At 51.9% G+C, this 18,403-nt stretch carries 23 protein-coding genes; 6 read left to right on the top strand and 17 right to left on the bottom strand.

The features are described 5' to 3' along the window. Positions 1 to 44: 44 nt before the first annotated feature. Both cycA and bamJ read right to left on the bottom strand, forming a co-directional pair. The gene (gene cycA, locus I6L54_RS22495; protein WP_005134446.1) at positions 45 to 1,454 is read right to left on the bottom strand and encodes a D-serine/D-alanine/glycine transporter; all 1,410 of its coding nucleotides are present in this window, start codon (positions 1,452 to 1,454) and stop codon (positions 45 to 47) included. 308 nt (positions 1,455 to 1,762) lie between these two features. After that, positions 1,763 to 2,383, bottom strand: coding sequence for a BamJ family beta-barrel-assembly machinery protein (gene bamJ, locus I6L54_RS22500; protein WP_040233001.1), 621 nt, complete (start codon positions 2,381 to 2,383; stop codon positions 1,763 to 1,765). A gap of 218 nt (positions 2,384 to 2,601) precedes the next feature. Between bamJ and I6L54_RS22505 the strand changes: the two genes are divergently transcribed. After that, the gene (locus I6L54_RS22505; protein WP_040232975.1) at positions 2,602 to 3,252 is read left to right on the top strand and encodes an OapA family protein; all 651 of its coding nucleotides are present in this window, start codon (positions 2,602 to 2,604) and stop codon (positions 3,250 to 3,252) included. Between the two features lie 29 nt (positions 3,253 to 3,281). Here I6L54_RS22505 and I6L54_RS22510 read toward each other — a convergent pair whose 3' ends face one another. The 6 genes from I6L54_RS22510 to I6L54_RS22535 all read right to left on the bottom strand — a co-directional run bounded on the left by I6L54_RS22510 (position 3,282) and on the right by I6L54_RS22535 (position 6,710). Then, a complete protein-coding gene (locus tag I6L54_RS22510; RefSeq protein ID WP_005134443.1) occupies positions 3,282 to 4,205 on the bottom strand; it encodes a DMT family transporter in 924 nt (307 codons plus the stop codon). Between the two features lie 142 nt (positions 4,206 to 4,347). Continuing rightward, positions 4,348 to 4,797 (bottom strand): 50S ribosomal protein L9, encoded by a 450-nt coding sequence (rplI, locus tag I6L54_RS22515; protein WP_005134442.1) that lies wholly within the window; start codon positions 4,795 to 4,797, stop codon positions 4,348 to 4,350. Positions 4,798 to 4,838: 41 nt separating this feature from the next. Further along, positions 4,839 to 5,066, bottom strand: a complete 228-nt coding sequence (gene rpsR / locus I6L54_RS22520) for a 30S ribosomal protein S18 (protein WP_000135199.1) — start codon at positions 5,064 to 5,066, stop codon at positions 4,839 to 4,841. Positions 5,067 to 5,070: 4 nt separating this feature from the next. Next, positions 5,071 to 5,385, bottom strand: a complete 315-nt coding sequence (priB, locus tag I6L54_RS22525; protein WP_003025674.1) for a primosomal replication protein N — start codon at positions 5,383 to 5,385, stop codon at positions 5,071 to 5,073. Positions 5,386 to 5,391: 6 nt separating this feature from the next. Next, positions 5,392 to 5,787 carry a 30S ribosomal protein S6 gene (gene rpsF / locus I6L54_RS22530; RefSeq protein ID WP_003025672.1) on the bottom strand — a complete coding sequence of 132 codons (396 nt, stop codon included), beginning with the start codon at positions 5,785 to 5,787 and terminating at the stop codon, positions 5,392 to 5,394. 158 nt (positions 5,788 to 5,945) lie between these two features. Further along, a complete protein-coding gene (locus I6L54_RS22535) occupies positions 5,946 to 6,710 on the bottom strand; it encodes a TSUP family transporter (RefSeq protein ID WP_040232973.1) in 765 nt (254 codons plus the stop codon). A 298-nt stretch (positions 6,711 to 7,008) separates the two neighbouring features. Between I6L54_RS22535 and yjfY the strand changes: the two genes are divergently transcribed. Next, positions 7,009 to 7,284, top strand: a complete 276-nt coding sequence (gene yjfY, locus I6L54_RS22540; protein ID WP_003025668.1) for a DUF1471 family protein YjfY — start codon at positions 7,009 to 7,011, stop codon at positions 7,282 to 7,284. A gap of 129 nt (positions 7,285 to 7,413) precedes the next feature. On the opposite strand, the gene I6L54_RS22545 is transcribed toward yjfY, so the two are convergent. From I6L54_RS22545 to ulaA, 6 genes are read right to left on the bottom strand one after another with little or no spacing between them, the layout of a single operon-like run. After that, on the bottom strand, positions 7,414 to 8,100 hold the full coding sequence (locus I6L54_RS22545; protein ID WP_005134438.1) for an L-ribulose-5-phosphate 4-epimerase: 687 nt from the start codon (positions 8,098 to 8,100) through the stop codon (positions 7,414 to 7,416). Further along, positions 8,100 to 8,954 (bottom strand): L-ribulose-5-phosphate 3-epimerase, encoded by an 855-nt coding sequence (locus I6L54_RS22550; RefSeq protein WP_005134437.1) that lies wholly within the window; start codon positions 8,952 to 8,954, stop codon positions 8,100 to 8,102. The genes I6L54_RS22545 and I6L54_RS22550 overlap by 1 nt, the downstream gene beginning before the upstream one ends. 9 nt (positions 8,955 to 8,963) lie before the next feature. Continuing rightward, complete coding sequence (ulaD, locus tag I6L54_RS22555) at positions 8,964 to 9,614, bottom strand: 3-keto-L-gulonate-6-phosphate decarboxylase UlaD (protein ID WP_005134436.1); 651 nt, start codon at positions 9,612 to 9,614, stop codon at positions 8,964 to 8,966. A gap of 12 nt (positions 9,615 to 9,626) precedes the next feature. Beyond that, entirely contained in the window at positions 9,627 to 10,094 is a 468-nt protein-coding gene (gene ulaC, locus I6L54_RS22560; protein WP_005134435.1) for a PTS ascorbate transporter subunit IIA, read from the bottom strand. 9 nt (positions 10,095 to 10,103) lie between these two features. After that, the gene (gene ulaB, locus I6L54_RS22565) at positions 10,104 to 10,409 is read right to left on the bottom strand and encodes a PTS ascorbate transporter subunit IIB (RefSeq protein ID WP_003025655.1); all 306 of its coding nucleotides are present in this window, start codon (positions 10,407 to 10,409) and stop codon (positions 10,104 to 10,106) included. Between the two features lie 15 nt (positions 10,410 to 10,424). Next, entirely contained in the window at positions 10,425 to 11,822 is a 1,398-nt protein-coding gene (ulaA, locus tag I6L54_RS22570) for a PTS ascorbate transporter subunit IIC (RefSeq protein WP_040232971.1), read from the bottom strand. A 363-nt stretch (positions 11,823 to 12,185) separates the two neighbouring features. Between ulaA and ulaG the strand changes: the two genes are divergently transcribed. Beyond that, positions 12,186 to 13,250: an L-ascorbate 6-phosphate lactonase gene (ulaG, locus tag I6L54_RS22575; protein ID WP_040232968.1), complete on the top strand. Its 1,065-nt coding sequence runs from the start codon at positions 12,186 to 12,188 to the stop codon at positions 13,248 to 13,250. Between the two features lie 106 nt (positions 13,251 to 13,356). Then, complete coding sequence (gene ulaR, locus I6L54_RS22580; protein WP_005134431.1) at positions 13,357 to 14,112, top strand: HTH-type transcriptional regulator UlaR; 756 nt, start codon at positions 13,357 to 13,359, stop codon at positions 14,110 to 14,112. Here ulaR and yjfP read toward each other — a convergent pair. Beyond that, positions 14,109 to 14,858 (bottom strand): esterase, encoded by a 750-nt coding sequence (gene yjfP / locus I6L54_RS22585; RefSeq protein WP_005134430.1) that lies wholly within the window; start codon positions 14,856 to 14,858, stop codon positions 14,109 to 14,111. The genes ulaR and yjfP overlap by 4 nt on opposite strands. Before the next feature lie 181 nt (positions 14,859 to 15,039). Between yjfP and bsmA the strand changes: the two genes are divergently transcribed. Both bsmA and yjfN read left to right on the top strand, forming a co-directional pair. After that, positions 15,040 to 15,369, top strand: a complete 330-nt coding sequence (gene bsmA / locus I6L54_RS22590) for a biofilm peroxide resistance protein BsmA (protein WP_040232967.1) — start codon at positions 15,040 to 15,042, stop codon at positions 15,367 to 15,369. Positions 15,370 to 15,516: 147 nt separating this feature from the next. Then, entirely contained in the window at positions 15,517 to 15,792 is a 276-nt protein-coding gene (gene yjfN / locus I6L54_RS22595) for a DUF1471 family protease activator YjfN (RefSeq protein ID WP_005134428.1), read from the top strand. Positions 15,793 to 15,877: 85 nt separating this feature from the next. On the opposite strand, the gene I6L54_RS22600 is transcribed toward yjfN, so the two are convergent. Together I6L54_RS22600 and rlmB are read right to left on the bottom strand one after the other, a co-directional pair. After that, on the bottom strand, positions 15,878 to 17,500 hold the full coding sequence (locus tag I6L54_RS22600; protein WP_040232962.1) for an isovaleryl-CoA dehydrogenase: 1,623 nt from the start codon (positions 17,498 to 17,500) through the stop codon (positions 15,878 to 15,880). A 119-nt stretch (positions 17,501 to 17,619) separates the two neighbouring features. Further along, on the bottom strand, positions 17,620 to 18,351 hold the full coding sequence (gene rlmB, locus I6L54_RS22605; RefSeq protein ID WP_003830482.1) for a 23S rRNA (guanosine(2251)-2'-O)-methyltransferase RlmB: 732 nt from the start codon (positions 18,349 to 18,351) through the stop codon (positions 17,620 to 17,622). Positions 18,352 to 18,403 lie beyond the last annotated feature (52 nt).

Raw genomic sequence — 18,403 nt, forward strand, 5'->3', positions numbered from 1 at the left:
TCGAACGTAGGCCGGGTAAGCGTCAGGGCCACCCGGCAACATGCTTAACGCATACCCGCCATACGTTTCTTACCGATAAACAACCAACCCAGACCCAGCGCGATGAACCACAGCGGCGTCACCATCAACGCCTGACGGGTATCCTCTTCCAGCGTCAGCAGCACCAATACGAAGACGAAGAACGCCATACATACCCAGCACATTAGCTTGCCTAACGGCATCTTGTAGATTGATTTTTCATGCAGGTGCGGACGCTGTTTGCGGTACACCAGGTACGAGCAAAGAATGATGGTCCAGACGAACATGAACAGAATCGCCGACACGGTGGTGATCATGGTGAACGCGCCAATTACGCTCGGATTCACGTAGAGCATCACCACACCGCCCAGCAGGCAGATACAGGAGAAGGTCAAGCCCTTTGCCGGCACCGCACGTTTAGACAGCTTGGCAAACGCTTTAGGCGCAACGCCTTCCTGTGCCAGGCCAAACAGCATACGGCTGGTAGAGAACACGCCGCTGTTTGCGGAAGAGGCCGCTGATGTCAGCACCACAAAGTTAATCAGGCTCGCCGCCGCTGGCAGACCGACCAGCACAAACAGTTCAACGAATGGGCTCTTGGTTGGAACCACCGAACTCCACGGCGTCACGGACATAATCACGATCAGCGCGAAAACGTAGAACATGATGATACGGATTGGAATCGAGTTAATAGCACGCGGCAGAGACTTTTCCGGATCTTTAGTTTCTGCAGCCGTCGTCCCCACCAGCTCAATACCGACAAACGCGAAAACCGCTATCTGGAAGCCCGCAAAGAAGCCACTCAGACCTTTCGGGAACCAGCCACCGTCATTCCACAGATGCGTGAACGAGGCCTGAACGCCGGTTGGCGACTGGAAGTGCGTCAGTACCATCACCAGACCGACGACAATCAGGCCGACAATGGCGACGATTTTAATCATCGCAAACCAGAACTCCATCTCACCAAACATTTTCACCGTGGCGAGGTTAAGAGCCAGCAACAGAATGATCACCGCCAGCGATGCCACCCAGTCTGACAGTCCGGGGAACCAGAATTGCGCATACGCCGTAATCGCAACGACGTCTGCCATCCCGGTAACCACCCAGCAGAACCAATAGGTCCAGCCGGTAAAATACCCGGCCCATGGCCCGAGCAGGTCGGAGGCGAAATCACTAAAGGATTTGTATTCGAGATTCGAGAGCAGCAATTCTCCCATTGCCCGCATCACGAAAAACAGCATAAAACCGATGATCATATAGACAAAAATGATCGACGGCCCGGCGAGGCTGATGGTTTTCCCTGAGCCCATAAACAGGCCGGTACCAATAGCGCCACCAATGGCAATAAGTTGAATATGACGGTTTGTGAGATTGCGCCGTAGCGACTGTTCAGACGACGACTCTTCAACGGCGTCGACTTTTACCTGATCTACCATGTTTTTTCTTCCTGTACCTGTCTGTGTTGTTCAGGCTCTACGGCCTTTAGTGTGTCTATGATACGACGATCCTGTTGGCAGGACTCATCGATATTAGGTAAGAATCGGCGGGATGAATACTAAGATTTAGATATAATGTTAATTTTATGTTTAAAGTGAGTGTCATATCACTCTGATAGCGAGAATCAGTTCACAAAAATACACGCAATAACATCATTTGCAAGATAAAATATCGACATCGACGTAACTATAGCTTTTCACGCTATTTTTTTGCTCCCCCCAGCCTCGGGGGGAACAGAAGTTACTGCTTACAGGATTTCAAGCAGCTCAACTTCAAATACCAGCGTGCTGAACGGAGGAATGGACGCGCCAGCGCCACGCTCACCGTAAGCCAGTTCCTGAGGAATAGTCAGTTCCCATTTGGAACCTACCGGCATCAGGGTCAGTGCTTCAATCCAGCCAGGGATCACACCGTTAACCGGGAATTCAGCCGGTTCGCCACGTGCAATGGAGCTGTCAAACACGGTACCGTCGATCAGTTTACCGGTATAATGCACGCGTACGTGGTCGGTACGTGCCGGGATAGAACCTTCACCCTGAGTCAACACACGGAACTGCAGACCGGATTCAGTGCTGTTCACACCTTCTTTCTCACGGTTTTCTTCCAGATATTTGACGCCATCAGCCGCCATAGCCTGGAAACGCTCGCGACGTACTGCATCAGCACGTTCGTGAATTTCACGCAGCGCACGGTGCACAACATCAACAGGTACTGCCGGGTGTTTACCTTCCAGCGCATCAGCGATACCCGCTACCAGCGCTTCAGGCAACAGCCCTTCCAGACCGGATTCGCTCAGCTGCTGTCCTACCTGCAAACCAATGCCGTAGCTTGCTTGCGCTTCGATAGTGTCAAAAGTCGGGGTAGCCATCATATTTCCTTTCATCGGATGTAAAGTAGCGGGCAGCATATCAGCCATGCCGCATCCGGTAAAACTTTGTCTCGGGAACAGATGACAAATCGCGAGGAAAAAGAAACAATGCTATTGTCCGCATCAATGTCACGAAAGCGGGTACCTGAACAAGTATCATAGAGTTAGCGATCTATACTCTATGACAGAGGAACGAGACGCGGAGCAGGAGGAAAGCCATGCCCGGGCGCTTTGAATTAAAACCAACCCTGGCGAAAATCTGGCATGCACCGGACAATTTTCGCATTATGGACCCGCTACCGCCTATGCACCGACGCGGCATTATTATTGCTGCTATCGTGCTGGTGCTAGGTTTCCTGCTTCCTTCCAGTGACACCACTGATGCCCCGGTGGTCACGCGTAATGCACCGCTGGATTTGCAGTCGCAGTCCCAGCCGCCAACTGAAGCGCAGCTTCAGGCACAGTTGGTCGCACCGCAAAACGATCCCGGCCAGGTGGCTCCCGTTGCACCGGAACCGATCCAGGAAGGAGAACCAGACGCGCAGCCGCAGGCTCAGCAATCTCAGCCACAGACGCAACCTTTCCAACAAAATAGCGGAATTGAACAACAGTGGCGCTCTTATCGCGTAGACTCGGGCAAAACGCTGGCCCAGGTCTTCCGTGACCATAACCTCCCGCCAACCGATGTGTATGCAATGGCGCAGGTTGAAGGCGCAGGAAAACCGCTGAGCAACCTGAAAGACGGTCAGATGGTGCAGATCAGGCAGAATGCCAATGGCGTGGTGACTGGGTTAACCATCGATACCAGTAATGGCCAGCAGGTCCTGTTTACCCGCCAGCCCAACGGCAGCTTTATTCGCGCACGTTAAGCGGCGCCATCAGGCATCAAGGTGAAGCGTTAGTGCTTCACCTTATTCACCCACCAAATCCCCGAACAGACCAGTACCAGCGCCAGCGCATATTTCCATTCGAGAATGTTCTCACCGAGGAAAATTGACGACAGCACCGCCCCTGAAACCGGGATCAGGAAGTTAAACGGCGCGATCATGCCCACGCGGTTGTACTTGAGCAAAATGCTCCACAAAGCGAAGGCCACCGATGAAAGCAACGTCAGGTAACCCAGAATCGCCACCGAAGACGCGCCGTGTACGGTCAGCGTACCACCAAAAGCGTAGCCGCCGATAACCAGCGCCAGACCCCCACCGCCCAGTTGATACCCCGTCATTACCGTCGGGTCTACCGTCTGAGAAATGCGTTTACCGTATAACGTGGCGGCAGAAAGGATAAAGGCGGCCATCACCACTGAACCGTCCCCTAACAAGCTGAAGCTAAAATCCATCCCGCTGCTAAAGTTCACCACCATTACCCCGGTAAATCCCAGGATACAGCCCAGCGCTTTGTTGTAGCTTAGTTTGTCGTTTTGATAGATAAAATGAGCCAACAGCACGCTAAAGAATGTACCGGTAGCGTTCATTATTGACCCCTTTACACCCGTCGTGAATGCCAGACCGATATAAAAGAAAATGTATTGTAGCGAGGTTTGCGTCAGCCCAAGCAGCGTAAGCTGGCCAAACTGGCGCGGGCTTAACCTGCCAATCGGTTTACGTTGCACCATCGCCAGCAGCAACAGCAATAATCCCGCAAACAGGAAGCGATAGCCGGCAAAGACAATTTTTGACGGAATGTCATCCGTGGCAATCTGGAAGATCTCATATCCGCTTTTTATCGCTGGATAAGCACTCCCCCACAACAGGCAACAGAAGGCTGCGCCCAGGTAGACAACATTTTTACGCGCGAAAAGAGGTTGGTGCGTTGGTTCCATTCCATCACCACTTTGAAATAATGTTTTATTTTTATGATTATCCCGAAAAGGACAAAGAATAGCCAGAGCGAAAAACAGAAGGGTAGAAAAGCAAAACGCCGGCACAGGGCCGGCGCTTTTACGCGGTCATCAGAATAAAAACTTATTCTGCAACTACGTTTACAGTCAGCTTAGCAAACACTTCGCTGTGAACCTGGAAGCTCACTTCGTGCTCGCCAGTGGTACGCAGAACGCCGTTCGGCAGACGAACTTCGCTCTTAGCAACTTCAACGCCAGCTGCAGTTACAGCGTCAGCGATGTCGCGAGTACCGATGGAACCGAACAGTTTACCTTCGTCGCCTGCTTTAGACGCGATGGTAACGGTTTCCAGTGCATTGATTTTCTCAGCACGAGCTTCAGCAGCGGCCAGAACGTCAGCCAGTTTGGCTTCCAGTTCAGCGCGACGCGCTTCGAAAAATTCAACGTTTTTCTTGGTAGCAGGAACAGCTTTACCCTGTGGTACCAGGAAGTTACGAGCATAGCCCGCTTTAACGTTAACCTGATCACCCAGGCTACCCAGGTTTGCTACTTTATCAAGCAGAATAACTTGCATTACCTTATCCTCTCAAAGTCGTATTAATGGACCGTGACCGATTACTGATGACGATCAGTGTACGGCAGCAGGGACAGGTAGCGAGCGCGTTTGATAGCGCGAGCCAGCTGACGCTGGTATTTTGCACGGGTACCGGTGATACGGCTTGGGACAATCTTACCGCTTTCGGTGATGTAGTTTTTCAGCGTAGCGATATCTTTATAGTCGATCTCTTGAACGCCTTCCGCGGTGAAACGGCAGAACTTGCGACGACGGAAATAACGTGCCATATGGCTAGTCTCCAGAATCTATCAATTCAATCTGCTCGGCATGCAGAACCATTTTGCTCAGGCCGTTCTTTGCCTTGTGGCAAGAGATGAACCCCTGAACGGTCACTGCGCTACCGACCGTTATACTGTGAGTAATGGCCTGGTTTTCGTGTCCGCTAATAATAACGGGCATTTGGCACCATGCCTGCCGGTGAAACCCGGCTTCCTCCTGCACAGAACGATGCTCAAGCACGAACTGGCAATGAGGAATTCCTGATGGACTGACCTTTCGAAGGGGAGCCCTGCACACGGTGCCGGACAGCGCCAGACGGTTGGTCATCAGAAATTACTCTTCAGAATCCCCAGCTTCAGCATCATCTGCGGTTTCGTTAGCGAAATCATCGCGACGTTCACGACGCTCGTCTTTCGCTTTAACCATCGGAGATGCTTCGGTAACAGCGTGTTTAGTACGCATAACCATGCTGCGGATAACGGCATCGTTGAAGCGGAAGGTAGTTTCCAGCTCATCGATCACTTCCTGCGGCGCTTCAACGTTCATCAGAACGTAGTGAGCTTTGTGCAGTTTGTTGATCGGGTAAGCCAGCTGACGGCGGCCCCAGTCTTCCAGACGGTGGATCGTGCCTTCTGCACCAGTGATGGCAGCAGTGTAGCGTTCGATCATACCCGGAACCTGTTCGCTCTGGTCAGGATGGACCATAAAAACGATTTCGTAATGACGCATCGAATTGCTCCTTACGGATTATTCAGCCTCCTGTCTGGGTCAGCCGAGGCCCATGGAGGCAAGGAACGTGTTAAAGGTCGGCTGAAAAATGACGCGTCATAATACTGGGGTCAGCCGCTAAACTCAAGGTGCTTGTACGATTATTTATCGTGCCGCCATTAATACATATCCAGCAGCATTTTGACGCTGATGCAAATGGAGACAACGACAATCATCGGCCGGATAACTTTCTTGCCGCGCGTCAGTACCACCGTCGCGCCAAGACGTGCGCCAAGGGACTGACCGGCAAACATCACCAGCCCCAGCGACCAGATCATTTTACCGCCGAAAATGAAGAACAGAATCGAGGCAATGTTCGACGCCAGGTTGATAAAATTCGAGTGAATTTGCGCCTTATCGATGCTGTATCCCCACAGCAGGATGTAGCAGAGCGTATAAAAGGAGCCGGCCCCGGCACCGAGAAAACCATCATAAAACCCAATACCTCCCCCGCAGATCAACGAGAAGAGAAACAGGGATATCTGCTGCTTTCTTTTCGGTTCGCTAAGATTAGGCGCAGAAATAAAGTAGATGGCGACCGCGATTATCAGGATCGGCAGCAGTTTCTTCAACACGTCCGGTTCAATAAACTGGATAAGCGTCGTGCCCAGCGCAGAACCGATAAAGGCAGATAAAAAGACATATTTGTGTTCCTGCACATTAATATGTCCCCGGCGTAAAAAGTAAATTCCGGAGGTCAGCGAGCTGCCCAACGCCTGAATTTTATTGGTTGCCAGCGCATTGGCAGGGGGTAAACCAGAAATTAAGAGAGCGCCAATAGAGAGAAAACCACCGCCGCCCGACACCACATTAATAAAGCCTGCCACCAGCGCGACCATAAACATAATCACAAAGTAGCTGAAATCCATGAATGAAGTATCCATAAGTTTTTGCCTTATTATCATAAAGTTATATTAATTATTCGGCTCACTATAAACGGCGTACTCACCCGATTAAATTGACGATTTGGTAAGAGCTTATGCGCGTAAGGCAGGTATTTTTAACCGCAGCGGAAGGTATCAGCTGATTGTTAATTAAAGAAAAGATGGCTTTGCGGTAATTTTTTGAACAACTGCATCAGAAATGGTCGCTATCGACTGCGCCGGGAGCGGTTAAAATTACATCAGAAGCTAATCACTCACAGGAGAGAGCTAACCAGAGACCGCAGTCGAGGAGGTACCTATGCGAGCCCGTGTTTTGACCCTTCTGGCTGTACTTTTGCTCAGTGCAAATGCAACGGCAGCCATCAAAATTGACAATCATCAGGCCAGGAATATGGATGATGTGCAGAGCTTAGGCGTTATTTACATAAATCATAACTTCGCCACTGAAAGTGAAGCCACTCAGGCTCTGAATGAAGAAACCGATGCGCAAGGCGCAACCTACTATCACGTGATCCTCACCAGGGAACCCGGTAGTAACGGAAATATGCACGCCAGTGCAGATATTTATCGCTAGCACCAGAAACAACCAACGAGAACATTGCCACAGTTTGATTTGCCCCCTTATCGGGGGCTTTTTTTGCAAAAAAGCCCCGAAGCCAGATCGATAACATCCCCTGAATGATTTGGCTCCAGGGCTTAGCCGTTACTTCTGGCCGTAATAGGCATTTGGGCCGTGCTTACGCATGAAGTGCTTATTCATCAGATAACCGTCAATAGCGCTGAGAGCCGGATTAATGCCACGCGCGATCCATGCCATTTTTGCCACCTCTTCCATCACCACCGCGTTGTGTACCGCATCGTGAGCATCTTTACCCCAGGCAAAGGGGCCATGCTGGTACACGACTACGCCAGGCGTATGTAAAGGTTCGACCTCCCCCAGCGTTTCAACAATCACCCTGCCGGTATTCAGCTCATACTCATCCTGAACTTCAGCTTCAGTTAAAGCCCGGGTACAGGGAATATCGCCAAAGAAGTAGTCCGCATGCGTCGTGCCGAGCGCTGGGATCGCCAGCCCTGCCTGCGCCCAGGCCGTGGCATGAGTAGAGTGCGTATGCACGACTCCGCCCAGCGACGGATAACGCTGGTAGAGCGCCAGGTGGGTGGCGGTATCGGAAGAAGGACGAAAGCCGCCTTCTATCACTTTTCCTGACATATCGACCACGACCATATCATCAACGGTCATGTGCTCGTAGGCGATACCACTGGGCTTGATCACTACCAGCGCACGTTCACGATCGATGGCGCTGACGTTGCCCCAGGTAAATGTCACCAGCCCGTAGCGCGGCAGATCCATGTTGGCCTCAAAAACCTGCTGTTTAAGTTTTTGCATTACACCGCCTCCACCAGTCCTGCGCTGGCCATACGCGCTTTCACCCAATCGCGCGCTTTCGCGACTTCACACGCCGGGTCGTCCGCCGTTTCACTCCACATTTCAATCAGATATGGTCCGCAATACCCACTCTGCTTGAGCGTCGCAAAACAACGTTCGAAATCAACGACCCCTTCACCAAACGGCACATTTTTGAATACGCCAGGTTTGGTATCCTTCACGTGTACCGCGACGATATGACCCACCCCAGCCTGCAGCTCCATCTGCACGTCGTTATCCCATGCCGACAAATTGCCAATATCGGGATACAGCTGGAACCACGGATTGTTGAGATAGTGGGCGTAACCCAGCGCCTTGCTGATCGAATTCATCAGCGGATAATCCATGATTTCCATCGCCAGCGTCACCTGCGCACGGCTCGCCATCTCCACGCTCTCTTTTAGCCCATCGCGAAACCGACGACGCGTTTCGTTATTAGCCTGCTGGTAATAGACGTCGTAACCCGCCAGTTGAATAACGCGAATACCGATATCCTGCGCAAACTGGATGGCTTTACGCATAATCTCGAGCCCCAGGGCACGAACAGCATCATCTTCGCTACCCAACGGGAAACGACGGTGGGCGCTCAGGCACATAGAGGGGACACGCACACCGGTTTCGGCGATAGCCGCCACCAGTGCCAGTCGCTGCTCGCGACTCCAGTCAAGCCGCGACAAGCGCGTGTCGGTTTCATCAACCGACATTTCGACAAAGTCAAAGCCCAGTTCCTTCGCCAGTTGCAAGCGTTCCAGCCAGCACTCCCCGCCGGGGAGCGCTTTTTCATAAATACCGAGCGGAACCTGTTTCGACAGCATAGCCGCTCCTTATCCCCACAACTGGGCGATGGAACGTTTGAACTGACGTGCGGCCTCAACCGGAGAAGCGGCGTCGCGAATGCTGCGACCAGCGATAAAGACGTGAATCGGGATCCCTTTGAACAGCGGCAAATCCTCCAGCGCCAGACCGCCGGTAACGGTAACTTTAAAGCCCATATCAGCCAGACGCTTGATCGCGCTGATATCTGCCTCTCCCCACGCCACGCCTGCCGCCTGCGCATCACGACTGCGGTGATAGACAACTTGCCCAATACCTGCGTCACGCCACTCCTGCGCCTGCTCCCAGGTCCAGTAGCCGGTCAGTTCAATCTGTACGTCACCGTTAAATTCTTTCGCCACCTCCAGCGCACCCTTAGTGGTGTTGATATCAGCACAGCAGATGACAGTAATCCAGTCAGCGTTAGCTTCGAAACACATGCGGGAGAGGATTTTACCCGCGTCGGCAATTTTGGCGTCCGCCAGCACTATTTTATGTGGATAGAGCGCCTTCAGATCGCGAACAGCACGCACACCTTCAGCAACACAAAGGATGGTGCCGACCTCAATAATATCCACCTCTTCGGCAATCAGTCGCGTCGTTTCATACGCAGAAGCCATTGATTGGTTATCCAGCGCAACCTGCAACATAGGTAATGACATTTTATTGTTCCTTTAAACAGCCGCCGCAGTGGCGTTATCAATTAAATCCAGCACTTCCTGCGCGGTGCGGCAGGCACGTAAACGGTCAAAATTGGCTTCGTCGTCAAACAGATTCACGATCTGCATGATGCCGACTTCCTGATGCGTGTTGGCATCAACTGCCGCCATCGTTATCAGGATATCGACCGGGTCGTTATCTTCGTGGTTAAACACCAGCGGTGTTTTCAGCGTTACCAGCGCAAAACCGGTTTTCTTGACCCCTTCCTCCGGACGTCCATGCGGCATAGCAAGGCCAGGCGCAATCACAAAGTACGGGCCAAACTGTTCTACTCCGTCGAGGATGGCCTGGTAGTAGCGTGGCTCGACCACATCAGCCTTAACCAGCAGATCCACGCCAAGCTTTACCGCTTCCTGCCAGGTGCTGGCGTCAGCCTGTAAAAGGATGGAATTATTGTTTGCCAGCGAATCACGTAATTTCATGGCGCGTCCTTACTTCACGTCCTGTGGGAAATGCGCTTTGATCACTTCCAGCAGTTTTGGTCCAAAATCGGCGGGAGACAGCATGTTGCGCACGCCGACAACATATTTATTGCCAGATACGGTAATCTCGCCGGCAATATGGGTAGAGGCGATGATGATATCTGCGCCGCTCAGTTCACTTTTGTATTCACCCACGGCACAGCTGTTTACCGTATGGTCGATATTTGACTGGGTTAAAAACTGATCCACCTTCATTTTCATGATCATGGAGCTGCCCTGCCCATTGCCACATACAGCCAGAATACGTACGGTCATAATCGGAACTCCTTATTAAGCAGAGTGTTCTGCCAGTTGTTTTTCTGCGTCTTCCTCAGCGCGCAACGTGCGTCCTGCGAAAAACATATAAGCCAGTGCAATCAGAATAATGACGGCCATAAACACGATGCCGATGGAGGCAAAGCCTTGCATCATTGGCGGTGCCAGAATTGACCAGTCCGCCATGCCCATCCAGGCGCTCATACCGGTGAGCTTCACAGCCCAAACGCAGCCGAAGATTTCGATCATCCCCATCACCAGGCAAATCTTGAGCGCCGCGCGCCAGCCGCCAAAGTGGTTAGCAAATACGCCGATAGTCGCGTTCGAGAAGAACATCGGGATAAAGCCTGGGATAATCAGGATGGAGGAGCCACAGCCCACCAGGATGCCCACCGCAATCAGTTGGCCGATAGTGCCCCACATAAAGCCCCAGACCACCGCGTTAGGAGCAAAGCTATAAATCGCCGCGCAGTCGATGGCCAGCACTGCGCCCGGAATCAAACGTTGAGAGATACCGTTGAACGCTTCTGAAAGTTCAGCAACGAACATACGTACGCCCTGGGTGATGATGAAAATAGCGACGGCGAACGAAAAACCAGTCTGCAGGATATAGACCGTCCAGTGGGTTTTACCTGCCATCGCCTGAACGACATCAATACCAAAAGAGAGCAGAATAGCGCCGAAGAAAATGGTCATCACAATCGCGGTTGAAACGATGTTGTCATGGAAGATATTCAGCCAGCCTGGCAGCTTGAGATCTTCCACGCTCTCCTCTTTCTTACCCAAGTAAGGCGCGACTTTGTAGGCAATCCACGAGGCGAACTGCTGCTGGTGACCGATGGAAAAACCACAACCGTCGGTCACTTCCTGGGTCGGCTTGTACATCATGTTGGAGGTAATGCCCCAGTAGAGCGACACCAGCACCGCAGTGCAGATGATGGTCGTCCACATGGAATAGCCAAAGATGTAGAAAGAGACGGCGATCAGGCCCGCCTGCTGGAACATGATATGCCCGGTCAGCATGATGGTGCGAATACCGGTAATCCGCCGTAGCAGTACGTAGCAAATGTTCAGCGCCAGCGCCAACAGTACCGCGTACCCTACCCAGCTATAGGCATCCCCCATACGTTCGATGGTTGCCATCATGGAGGCATAGGTATCGGAAATCGCACCGTTGATACCGTAAACCTCGGACATCTTCGCCACTACCGGTTTGAACGTGCTGGTGAGAATGCCAGACCCCGCCTGCAGCAGCATAAAACCGATAATCGTTTTGATCGTGCCTTTAATGATAACGCTGACACTTTTACGCAACAGGATATAGCCAAGACAGGTCACAATACCCAGCAACAGCGGGGCGTTGGTCATAACCTGATTAAAAAAGACGGTAAAGATGTTGTAGAGGATCTCCATAACGATCTCCAGTAGACGAAGTTGCCGGGCTTTCCACACGCCAGGATGTTGTGCACTCACTGTAATTTTCAAAAATAATCACAACAAGATTAAATTTGATTAAATGTGATGAAGTACGCAAATAATTACCACATTTGAAGAGTGGGTAATTATCCAATGCTATGAACAACATTTAATATCAATTAAATCAATAAATTACAAAAAGAAATATAGCGTAACACCACCTAAAATCATTACATTGCCTTTTCTGTCATCCGCACAAAGCTCAAAAATCCCCCATTGCTAATATGAAAAAATAATGTCAGAATTAATCAAAACAAATCACACATTGATTCAACTTGAACAAACATGAAGGTAAATGCGATGAGTAAAGTGAAAAGCATCACGCGTGAATCATGGATCCTGAGTACATTCCCGGAGTGGGGAAGCTGGCTGAATGAAGAGATCGAACAGGAACAGGTCGCACCTGGCACTTTCGCTATGTGGTGGCTGGGTTGTACCGGAATTTGGCTGAAGTCGGAGGGCGGGACTAACGTCTGCGTCGATTTCTGGTGCGGCACGGGTAAACAGAGTCACGGTAACCCGCTGATGAAAACCGGCCACCAAATGCAACGTATGGCTGGGGTGAAAAAACTGCAGCCGAACCTGCGCACCACGCCGTTTGTTCTTGATCCGTTTGCCATTCGACAGATCGATGCGGTACTGGCGACGCACGATCATAACGATCACATCGATGTGAATGTTGCGGCAGCCGTCATGCAGAACTGCACCGACGACGTGCCGTTTATCGGACCACAAACCTGCGTGGATCTGTGGATCGGTTGGGGTGTGCCAAAAGAACGCTGTATCGTGGTAAAACCGGGTGATGTTGTTAAAATAAAAGATATTGAAATTCATGCGCTTGACGCGTTCGATCGTACTGCGTTAATCACCCTGCCCGCCGATCAGAAAGCCGCTGGCGTGCTGCCAGATGGCATGGATGTACGCGCAGTCAACTATCTGTTCAAGACTCCGGGCGGCACGCTGTACCACAGCGGTGACTCCCACTACTCCAACTACTACGCAAAACATGGCAACGAGCATCAGATCGACGTCGCGCTCGGCTCCTACGGTGAGAATCCGCGTGGGATTACGGACAAAATGACCAGCGCCGACATGCTGCGTATGGCGGAAGCGCTGAATACAAAAGTAGTGATCCCTTTCCATCATGATATCTGGTCAAATTTTCAGGCCGACCCTCAGGAGATCCGCGTCCTGTGGGAGATGAAAAAAGATCGGCTGAAGTATGGTTTTAAGCCATTCATCTGGCAGGTAGGCGGCAAGTTCACCTGGCCGCTGGACAAAGATAACTTTGAATATCACTATCCGCGCGGCTTTGATGACTGCTTCACCATTGAACCGGATTTACCGTTTAAATCCTTTCTGTGATCAACTCAAAATGCCGGGTAATACCGGCATTTTTTCCCTTTTACTTTAGTATTTCCAGGCTATTTCAAATATCATCTTTTCAAATCAATTTGTATCGGAATAGCTCATGACTGAAGCACAAAGACATCAAATATTGCTGGATATGCTGGCGCAGTTGGGCTTTGTTACCGTTGAGAACGTGATTGAGCGTCTGGGAATTTCACCCGCAACGGCACGTAGGGACATCAACAAACTCGACGAAAGCGGCAAACTCAAGAAAGTCCGCAACGGCGCAGAAGCCATTACCCAGCAGCGTCCGCGCTGGACGCCAATGAATCTGCACCAGGCGCAGAACCACGATGAAAAAGTCCGTATTGCCAAAGCGGCATCCCAGTTAGTGAATGCAGGTGAAAGCGTGGTGATCAACTGCGGATCAACAGCGTTCCTGCTGGGTCGAGAAATGTGCGGCAAGCCGGTGCAGATCATCACCAACTACCTGCCGCTGGCGAATTTTCTGATCGACCAGGAGCATGACAGCGTGATCATCATGGGTGGGCAATACAACAAAAGCCAATCCATCACGCTTAGCCCGCAAGGCAGTGAAAATAGCCTGTATGCCGGACACTGGATGTTTACCAGCGGTAAAGGATTGACTGCGGACGGGCTGTATAAAACCGATATGCTGACCGCGATGGCCGAGCAGAAGATGCTTAATGTAGTAGGCAAACTGGTGGTGCTGGTCGATAGCAGTAAGGTCGGTGAACGCGCGGGGATGCTGTTCAGCCGCGCCGATCAAATCGATATGCTGATTACCGGTAAAAACGCGAACCCTGAGATTCTGCAACAGCTTGAGGCTCAGGGCGTAAGCATTATGCGCGTTTAAAGGTGCTGGCGGAAAAACGTTACCGTCGCAGCCAGCGCTTCTGGCGTGATGCGATGGCGTACGCCCGCTTCCCACAGGCAGGTCAGATGGTTATCCAGACCTGCCTGAATTAATGCCTGCTGCAAACGAAAAGTTTCCACAGCCGGAACCACATCGTCATCCTGACCATGCCACAGCAGCAACGGCCTGTCGGCCAGGCATTGCAGTTGATGCGTAACGTCCCATTCGGCGAGTGGTGCAATAACGGCATCGAACTCCGCCTGCTGTTCTGGCGTATGAACCACTACAGGGGGAAAAAGCGTCTGCGCCAGCCGGGTAAAATAACCCGACCCCATCAGGCTCGCTGCACATTTTACGTCAGGATGGCGTGCCATAATGCCCAGAGTCGTCATTGCCCCCATTGAGGCACCGCCGACGGCAAGACGTTCATCTGATAGCCAATTTTCTGCCACCAGCGCCGCACGTAACGTCGTAAACTCCTGCATGTTTTGCTGCAAAATCTGCCAGAAGCGGAACATTCGCTCCTGAGCATTACCGTCAAAGCGGGCACCATGGTCGGGCGCATCTGGCATGACGACGCGAAATCCGGCCTGAGCCAGAGCAACGGCAAAATAGCTGTAGACCACGCTTGAAGAAGTAAACCCATGATAGAAGATAATACAAGGGAGTGAACATTCGCGTTTGCCAGCCGGAACGGCGTGCAGGACAGGGATACCCGCCAACTGTCGTGTTTCAATTTCGATCATTTGTCGCCTCTTTCTTTCTGGTATGCCATCCCGCAATACTTAACGCAAGCGAATGTGTTCGGCAATGATTCATAATGTTGAGAACTGGGTTACGCTTTCGCAACATTTTCATTCGAAAATCGCGTGAGAGATAACAATTCGGGAACATTCCCCTAAAGGGAATTTAATAAGGCACTACACTATGGCTATCAGGAAACGAGATAGAGTTATGCGTCGGTTTGCCTCTTTGTTGCTGGTGACGTTTTTAAGCGCCTGTAGCGTGCTACAGGGTACACCACAACCTGCACCGCCCGTAGCCGACCACCCGCAAGAGATCCGCCGTGACCAGAGCAACGGGTTGCAGCGAATAGGGACAGTCAATGCGCTGGTAAGAGGCTCTCCAGATGATGCGCTGGCAGAGATCCGTGCCAAAGCCGTCGCGGCTAAAGCTGATTATTACGTTGTCTTATTAGTTGATGAGACCATCGTGACAGGCCAATGGTATTCACAAGCTATTTTGTATCGTAAATAACATTGGCTTGACATTTAGTCAGCTTTACATTGCTTTGCGCCCCTATGCGTTTACCTGTGCACAATAAACCAACAGCAGGGAGCTTGAGGTTTATTATCGCGATGGAATGCCCTGCCATGTGTAGGGGTACGAATAATGGAGCTGACGATGAAACAATCACTTGCCTTATCCTCACTGCTGCTTTCTGCCGGACTGGTAGGTACAACGGCGCAGTCTGCCGAATTCGCCAGTGCTGACTGCGTAACAGGCCTGAACGAAATTGGCCTGATATCGGTCAGTAACATTGCAGGAAACCCGCAGGACGTAGAACGCGTTGTGGCGTTAAAAGCGGATGAACAAGGTGCCTCATGGTACCGGATTATTCAGATGTATGAAGAACAGCAGCCCGATAACTGGCGCGTACAGGCCATACTTTATGCATAACAGATTGCCAGATGGCGTAAACGTATCCTGCCTGTATTGAACGTAGGCAGGATACGACGCGACGGCATCGCCATCTGGCATGGTATTACCGTATTCCTCCCGTCGCCCGCAGCAACAAATCACTCTGCACCGGTTCAGACAATCGTAGTCCACCCCGCGTATCGAGCATCATTTGACACCAGGCCTGCGCCACTGGCGGAGAGGCATAGCGTAACATCTGCGCCCCGCAGCCGAGCAGGAACAGTTGCTGCGTAATCTCCCGCCCCAACTCCTCGCTGGGTTTACGTAAACGCTGCTGTAGCTGACGTACCATCCGATCGTAATGCCGATCTTGCCCCTTTACCTCCGCAAAGGCTTCGCTGAGCATATCGTAGATGCCGGGTTGTTTTGTCAGTACCCGCAATACATCAAGGCACATAATGTTACCGGAACCCTCCCAGATACTGTTCACCGGCATTTCACGGTACAAACGAGGCAACTCACTTTCTTCGCAATATCCCACCCCACCCAGCACTTCCATCGCCTCTGCAACAAACGGCATACCGGCCTTACAAACGGAGAATTTCGCTGCTGGCGTGAACAACCTGGCCCACAGCGCTTCTTTGGCATCAGCACGACGGTCCCAGGCCCGCGCCAGTCGGAACAATAACGCTGTCTGACCTTCCAGCTGGAGCGCCATTCGACTTAATACCTGACGCATCATCGGCTGTTCAATCAATGCCTTGCCAAAAACCTGTCGCTGGTGCGCATGGTAAATCGCCACGGAAAAGGCACGTCGCATCATGCTGTGGCTACCAATTGCACAGTCGAAACGCGTCATACCCCCCATTTTCAGGATGTGGCGAATACCTTCCCCTTCCTCGCCCAGCAACCAGCCAATGGCATCCTGAAACTCGACCTCACAACTGGCATTAGAACGATTACCGAGCTTATCTTTCAGACGTTCAAGGCGGATGGCGTTGCGCCGACCATCAGGTAAAAATCGCGGTACAAAAAAGCAGGATAATCCCCCCTTTGCCTGCGCCAGCACCAAATGGGCATCGCTTTGCGGCACGGAGAAAAACCATTTATGTCCCACCAGGCGATATGAGCCATCTGCAAGACGCTCAGCCTGAGTGGTATTGCTCAACACATCTGAGCCACCTTGCTTCTCCGTCATCCCCATACCAATCAGCACACCACGCTTTTGTCCACCAGGCAGTAAATGTGAGTCATAGCGATCGCTGCGCAGAGGGGTAAACCAGTCATGAAATTGTGAAGGTAGCATCTGCAGTAACAGCGGCGTGGCGGCAAAGGTCATGGTTATCGGGCACAACGTGCCCGCCTCCACCTGCGCATGCAGCATAAAACGTGCCGCCCGGGCAACAAACGTGCCCTGCCTGGCCTCTTCTTCCCAGGCCAGGTTATGCACGCGGTTGGCGCACAATCCCTGCATCAGCAAATGCCAGGCGGGATGAAACCGCACATCATCCAGTCGCTGCCCCTGCGGATCGTAACGCAATAATTCGGGGGGAAAGGCATTAGCCAGGCGACCCAGCTCAAGCGATTCCGCGGCCCCTAATTGCTGGCCAATACTGGCGAGAAGATCGCTATCCCAGCCAGCGCCTTCACGGAGAACCGCTTCGCACAGCGTGCCGTCGGACAAATATAAGTTACTGTTATTGAGCGGGACAGGTTGGTTAAAAACGGTATGCGTTTGCCAGTGCATTGTGTCTCCCTCCGTCAATGGCCGTCGCCTTAAGTATGGCCAGTCAGAGAAGAGGGTGCCTGGGATAAAGGTCACAAAAAAGCCATCCCGAAGGATGGCTTAAGAGAAGGGGGAATCAATTACCCGCGCTGACGAACAGCTTCAAACAGGCAAATTCCCGTCGCGACAGAGACGTTAAGCGATGAAACGCTCCCGGCCATTGGGATGCTGATCAGTTCATCACAGTGTTCACGGGTCAGGCGGCGCATACCTTCGCCCTCTGCGCCCATTACCAGCGCCAGACGTCCGGTCATTTTGCTCTGATACAACGTATGGTCAGCTTCGCCTGCGGTACCAACGATCCAGATGTTCTCTTCCTGCAACATACGCATGGTGCGCGCCAGGTTGGTCACGCGGATCAGCGGTACGCTTTCTGCCGCGCCACAGGCGACTTTTTTCGCCGTCGCATTCAATTGTGCAGAACGATCTTTCGGCACGATAACCGCATGCACACCGGCAGCGTCTGCACTACGCAGGCATGCGCCCAGGTTATGCGGATCGGTAACGCCATCGAGGATCAAAAAGAACGGCTGATCGAGCGTAGCAATCAGATCCGGAAGATCGTTTTCCTGATACTGACGACCCGGCTTCACTCGCGCAATAATCCCCTGATGAACCGCACCCTCACTTTTCTCATCCAGGAACTGGCGGTTAGCTAACTGGATGACAACACCCTGTGCTTCCAGTGCATGGATCAGCGGCAGCAGACGTTTATCTTCACGACCTTTGAGAATAAAGACGTCCTGAAAGCGCTCAGGCGCACGCTCCAACAGAGCCTGCACCGCATGGATGCCGTAAATCATTTCACTCATGAATGTACTCGTTAATAGTTTAGGTGTAACGCCGGGCGGCACGCTGACCACC

Origin of the sequence: Citrobacter pasteurii, assembly GCF_019047765.1 — a bacterium.
Classification (GTDB): domain Bacteria; phylum Pseudomonadota; class Gammaproteobacteria; order Enterobacterales; family Enterobacteriaceae; genus Citrobacter; species Citrobacter pasteurii.

Coding starts and splice junctions, on each gene's coding strand:
- cycA (WP_005134446.1), bottom strand. CDS start 1,454: ATGGTAGATCAGGTAAAAGTCGACGCCGTTGAAGAGTCGTCGTCTGAA.
- bamJ (WP_040233001.1), bottom strand. CDS start 2,383: ATGGCTACCCCGACTTTTGACACTATCGAAGCGCAAGCAAGCTACGGC.
- I6L54_RS22505 (WP_040232975.1), top strand. CDS start 2,602: ATGCCCGGGCGCTTTGAATTAAAACCAACCCTGGCGAAAATCTGGCAT.
- I6L54_RS22510 (WP_005134443.1), bottom strand. CDS start 4,205: ATGGAACCAACGCACCAACCTCTTTTCGCGCGTAAAAATGTTGTCTAC.
- rplI (WP_005134442.1), bottom strand. CDS start 4,797: ATGCAAGTTATTCTGCTTGATAAAGTAGCAAACCTGGGTAGCCTGGGT.
- rpsR (WP_000135199.1), bottom strand. CDS start 5,066: ATGGCACGTTATTTCCGTCGTCGCAAGTTCTGCCGTTTCACCGCGGAA.
- priB (WP_003025674.1), bottom strand. CDS start 5,385: ATGACCAACCGTCTGGCGCTGTCCGGCACCGTGTGCAGGGCTCCCCTT.
- rpsF (WP_003025672.1), bottom strand. CDS start 5,787: ATGCGTCATTACGAAATCGTTTTTATGGTCCATCCTGACCAGAGCGAA.
- I6L54_RS22535 (WP_040232973.1), bottom strand. CDS start 6,710: ATGGATACTTCATTCATGGATTTCAGCTACTTTGTGATTATGTTTATG.
- yjfY (WP_003025668.1), top strand. CDS start 7,009: ATGCGAGCCCGTGTTTTGACCCTTCTGGCTGTACTTTTGCTCAGTGCA.
- I6L54_RS22545 (WP_005134438.1), bottom strand. CDS start 8,100: ATGCAAAAACTTAAACAGCAGGTTTTTGAGGCCAACATGGATCTGCCG.
- I6L54_RS22550 (WP_005134437.1), bottom strand. CDS start 8,954: ATGCTGTCGAAACAGGTTCCGCTCGGTATTTATGAAAAAGCGCTCCCC.
- ulaD (WP_005134436.1), bottom strand. CDS start 9,614: ATGTCATTACCTATGTTGCAGGTTGCGCTGGATAACCAATCAATGGCT.
- ulaC (WP_005134435.1), bottom strand. CDS start 10,094: ATGAAATTACGTGATTCGCTGGCAAACAATAATTCCATCCTTTTACAG.
- ulaB (WP_003025655.1), bottom strand. CDS start 10,409: ATGACCGTACGTATTCTGGCTGTATGTGGCAATGGGCAGGGCAGCTCC.
- ulaA (WP_040232971.1), bottom strand. CDS start 11,822: ATGGAGATCCTCTACAACATCTTTACCGTCTTTTTTAATCAGGTTATG.
- ulaG (WP_040232968.1), top strand. CDS start 12,186: ATGAGTAAAGTGAAAAGCATCACGCGTGAATCATGGATCCTGAGTACA.
- ulaR (WP_005134431.1), top strand. CDS start 13,357: ATGACTGAAGCACAAAGACATCAAATATTGCTGGATATGCTGGCGCAG.
- yjfP (WP_005134430.1), bottom strand. CDS start 14,858: ATGATCGAAATTGAAACACGACAGTTGGCGGGTATCCCTGTCCTGCAC.
- bsmA (WP_040232967.1), top strand. CDS start 15,040: ATGGCTATCAGGAAACGAGATAGAGTTATGCGTCGGTTTGCCTCTTTG.
- yjfN (WP_005134428.1), top strand. CDS start 15,517: ATGAAACAATCACTTGCCTTATCCTCACTGCTGCTTTCTGCCGGACTG.
- I6L54_RS22600 (WP_040232962.1), bottom strand. CDS start 17,500: ATGCACTGGCAAACGCATACCGTTTTTAACCAACCTGTCCCGCTCAAT.
- rlmB (WP_003830482.1), bottom strand. CDS start 18,351: ATGAGTGAAATGATTTACGGCATCCATGCGGTGCAGGCTCTGTTGGAG.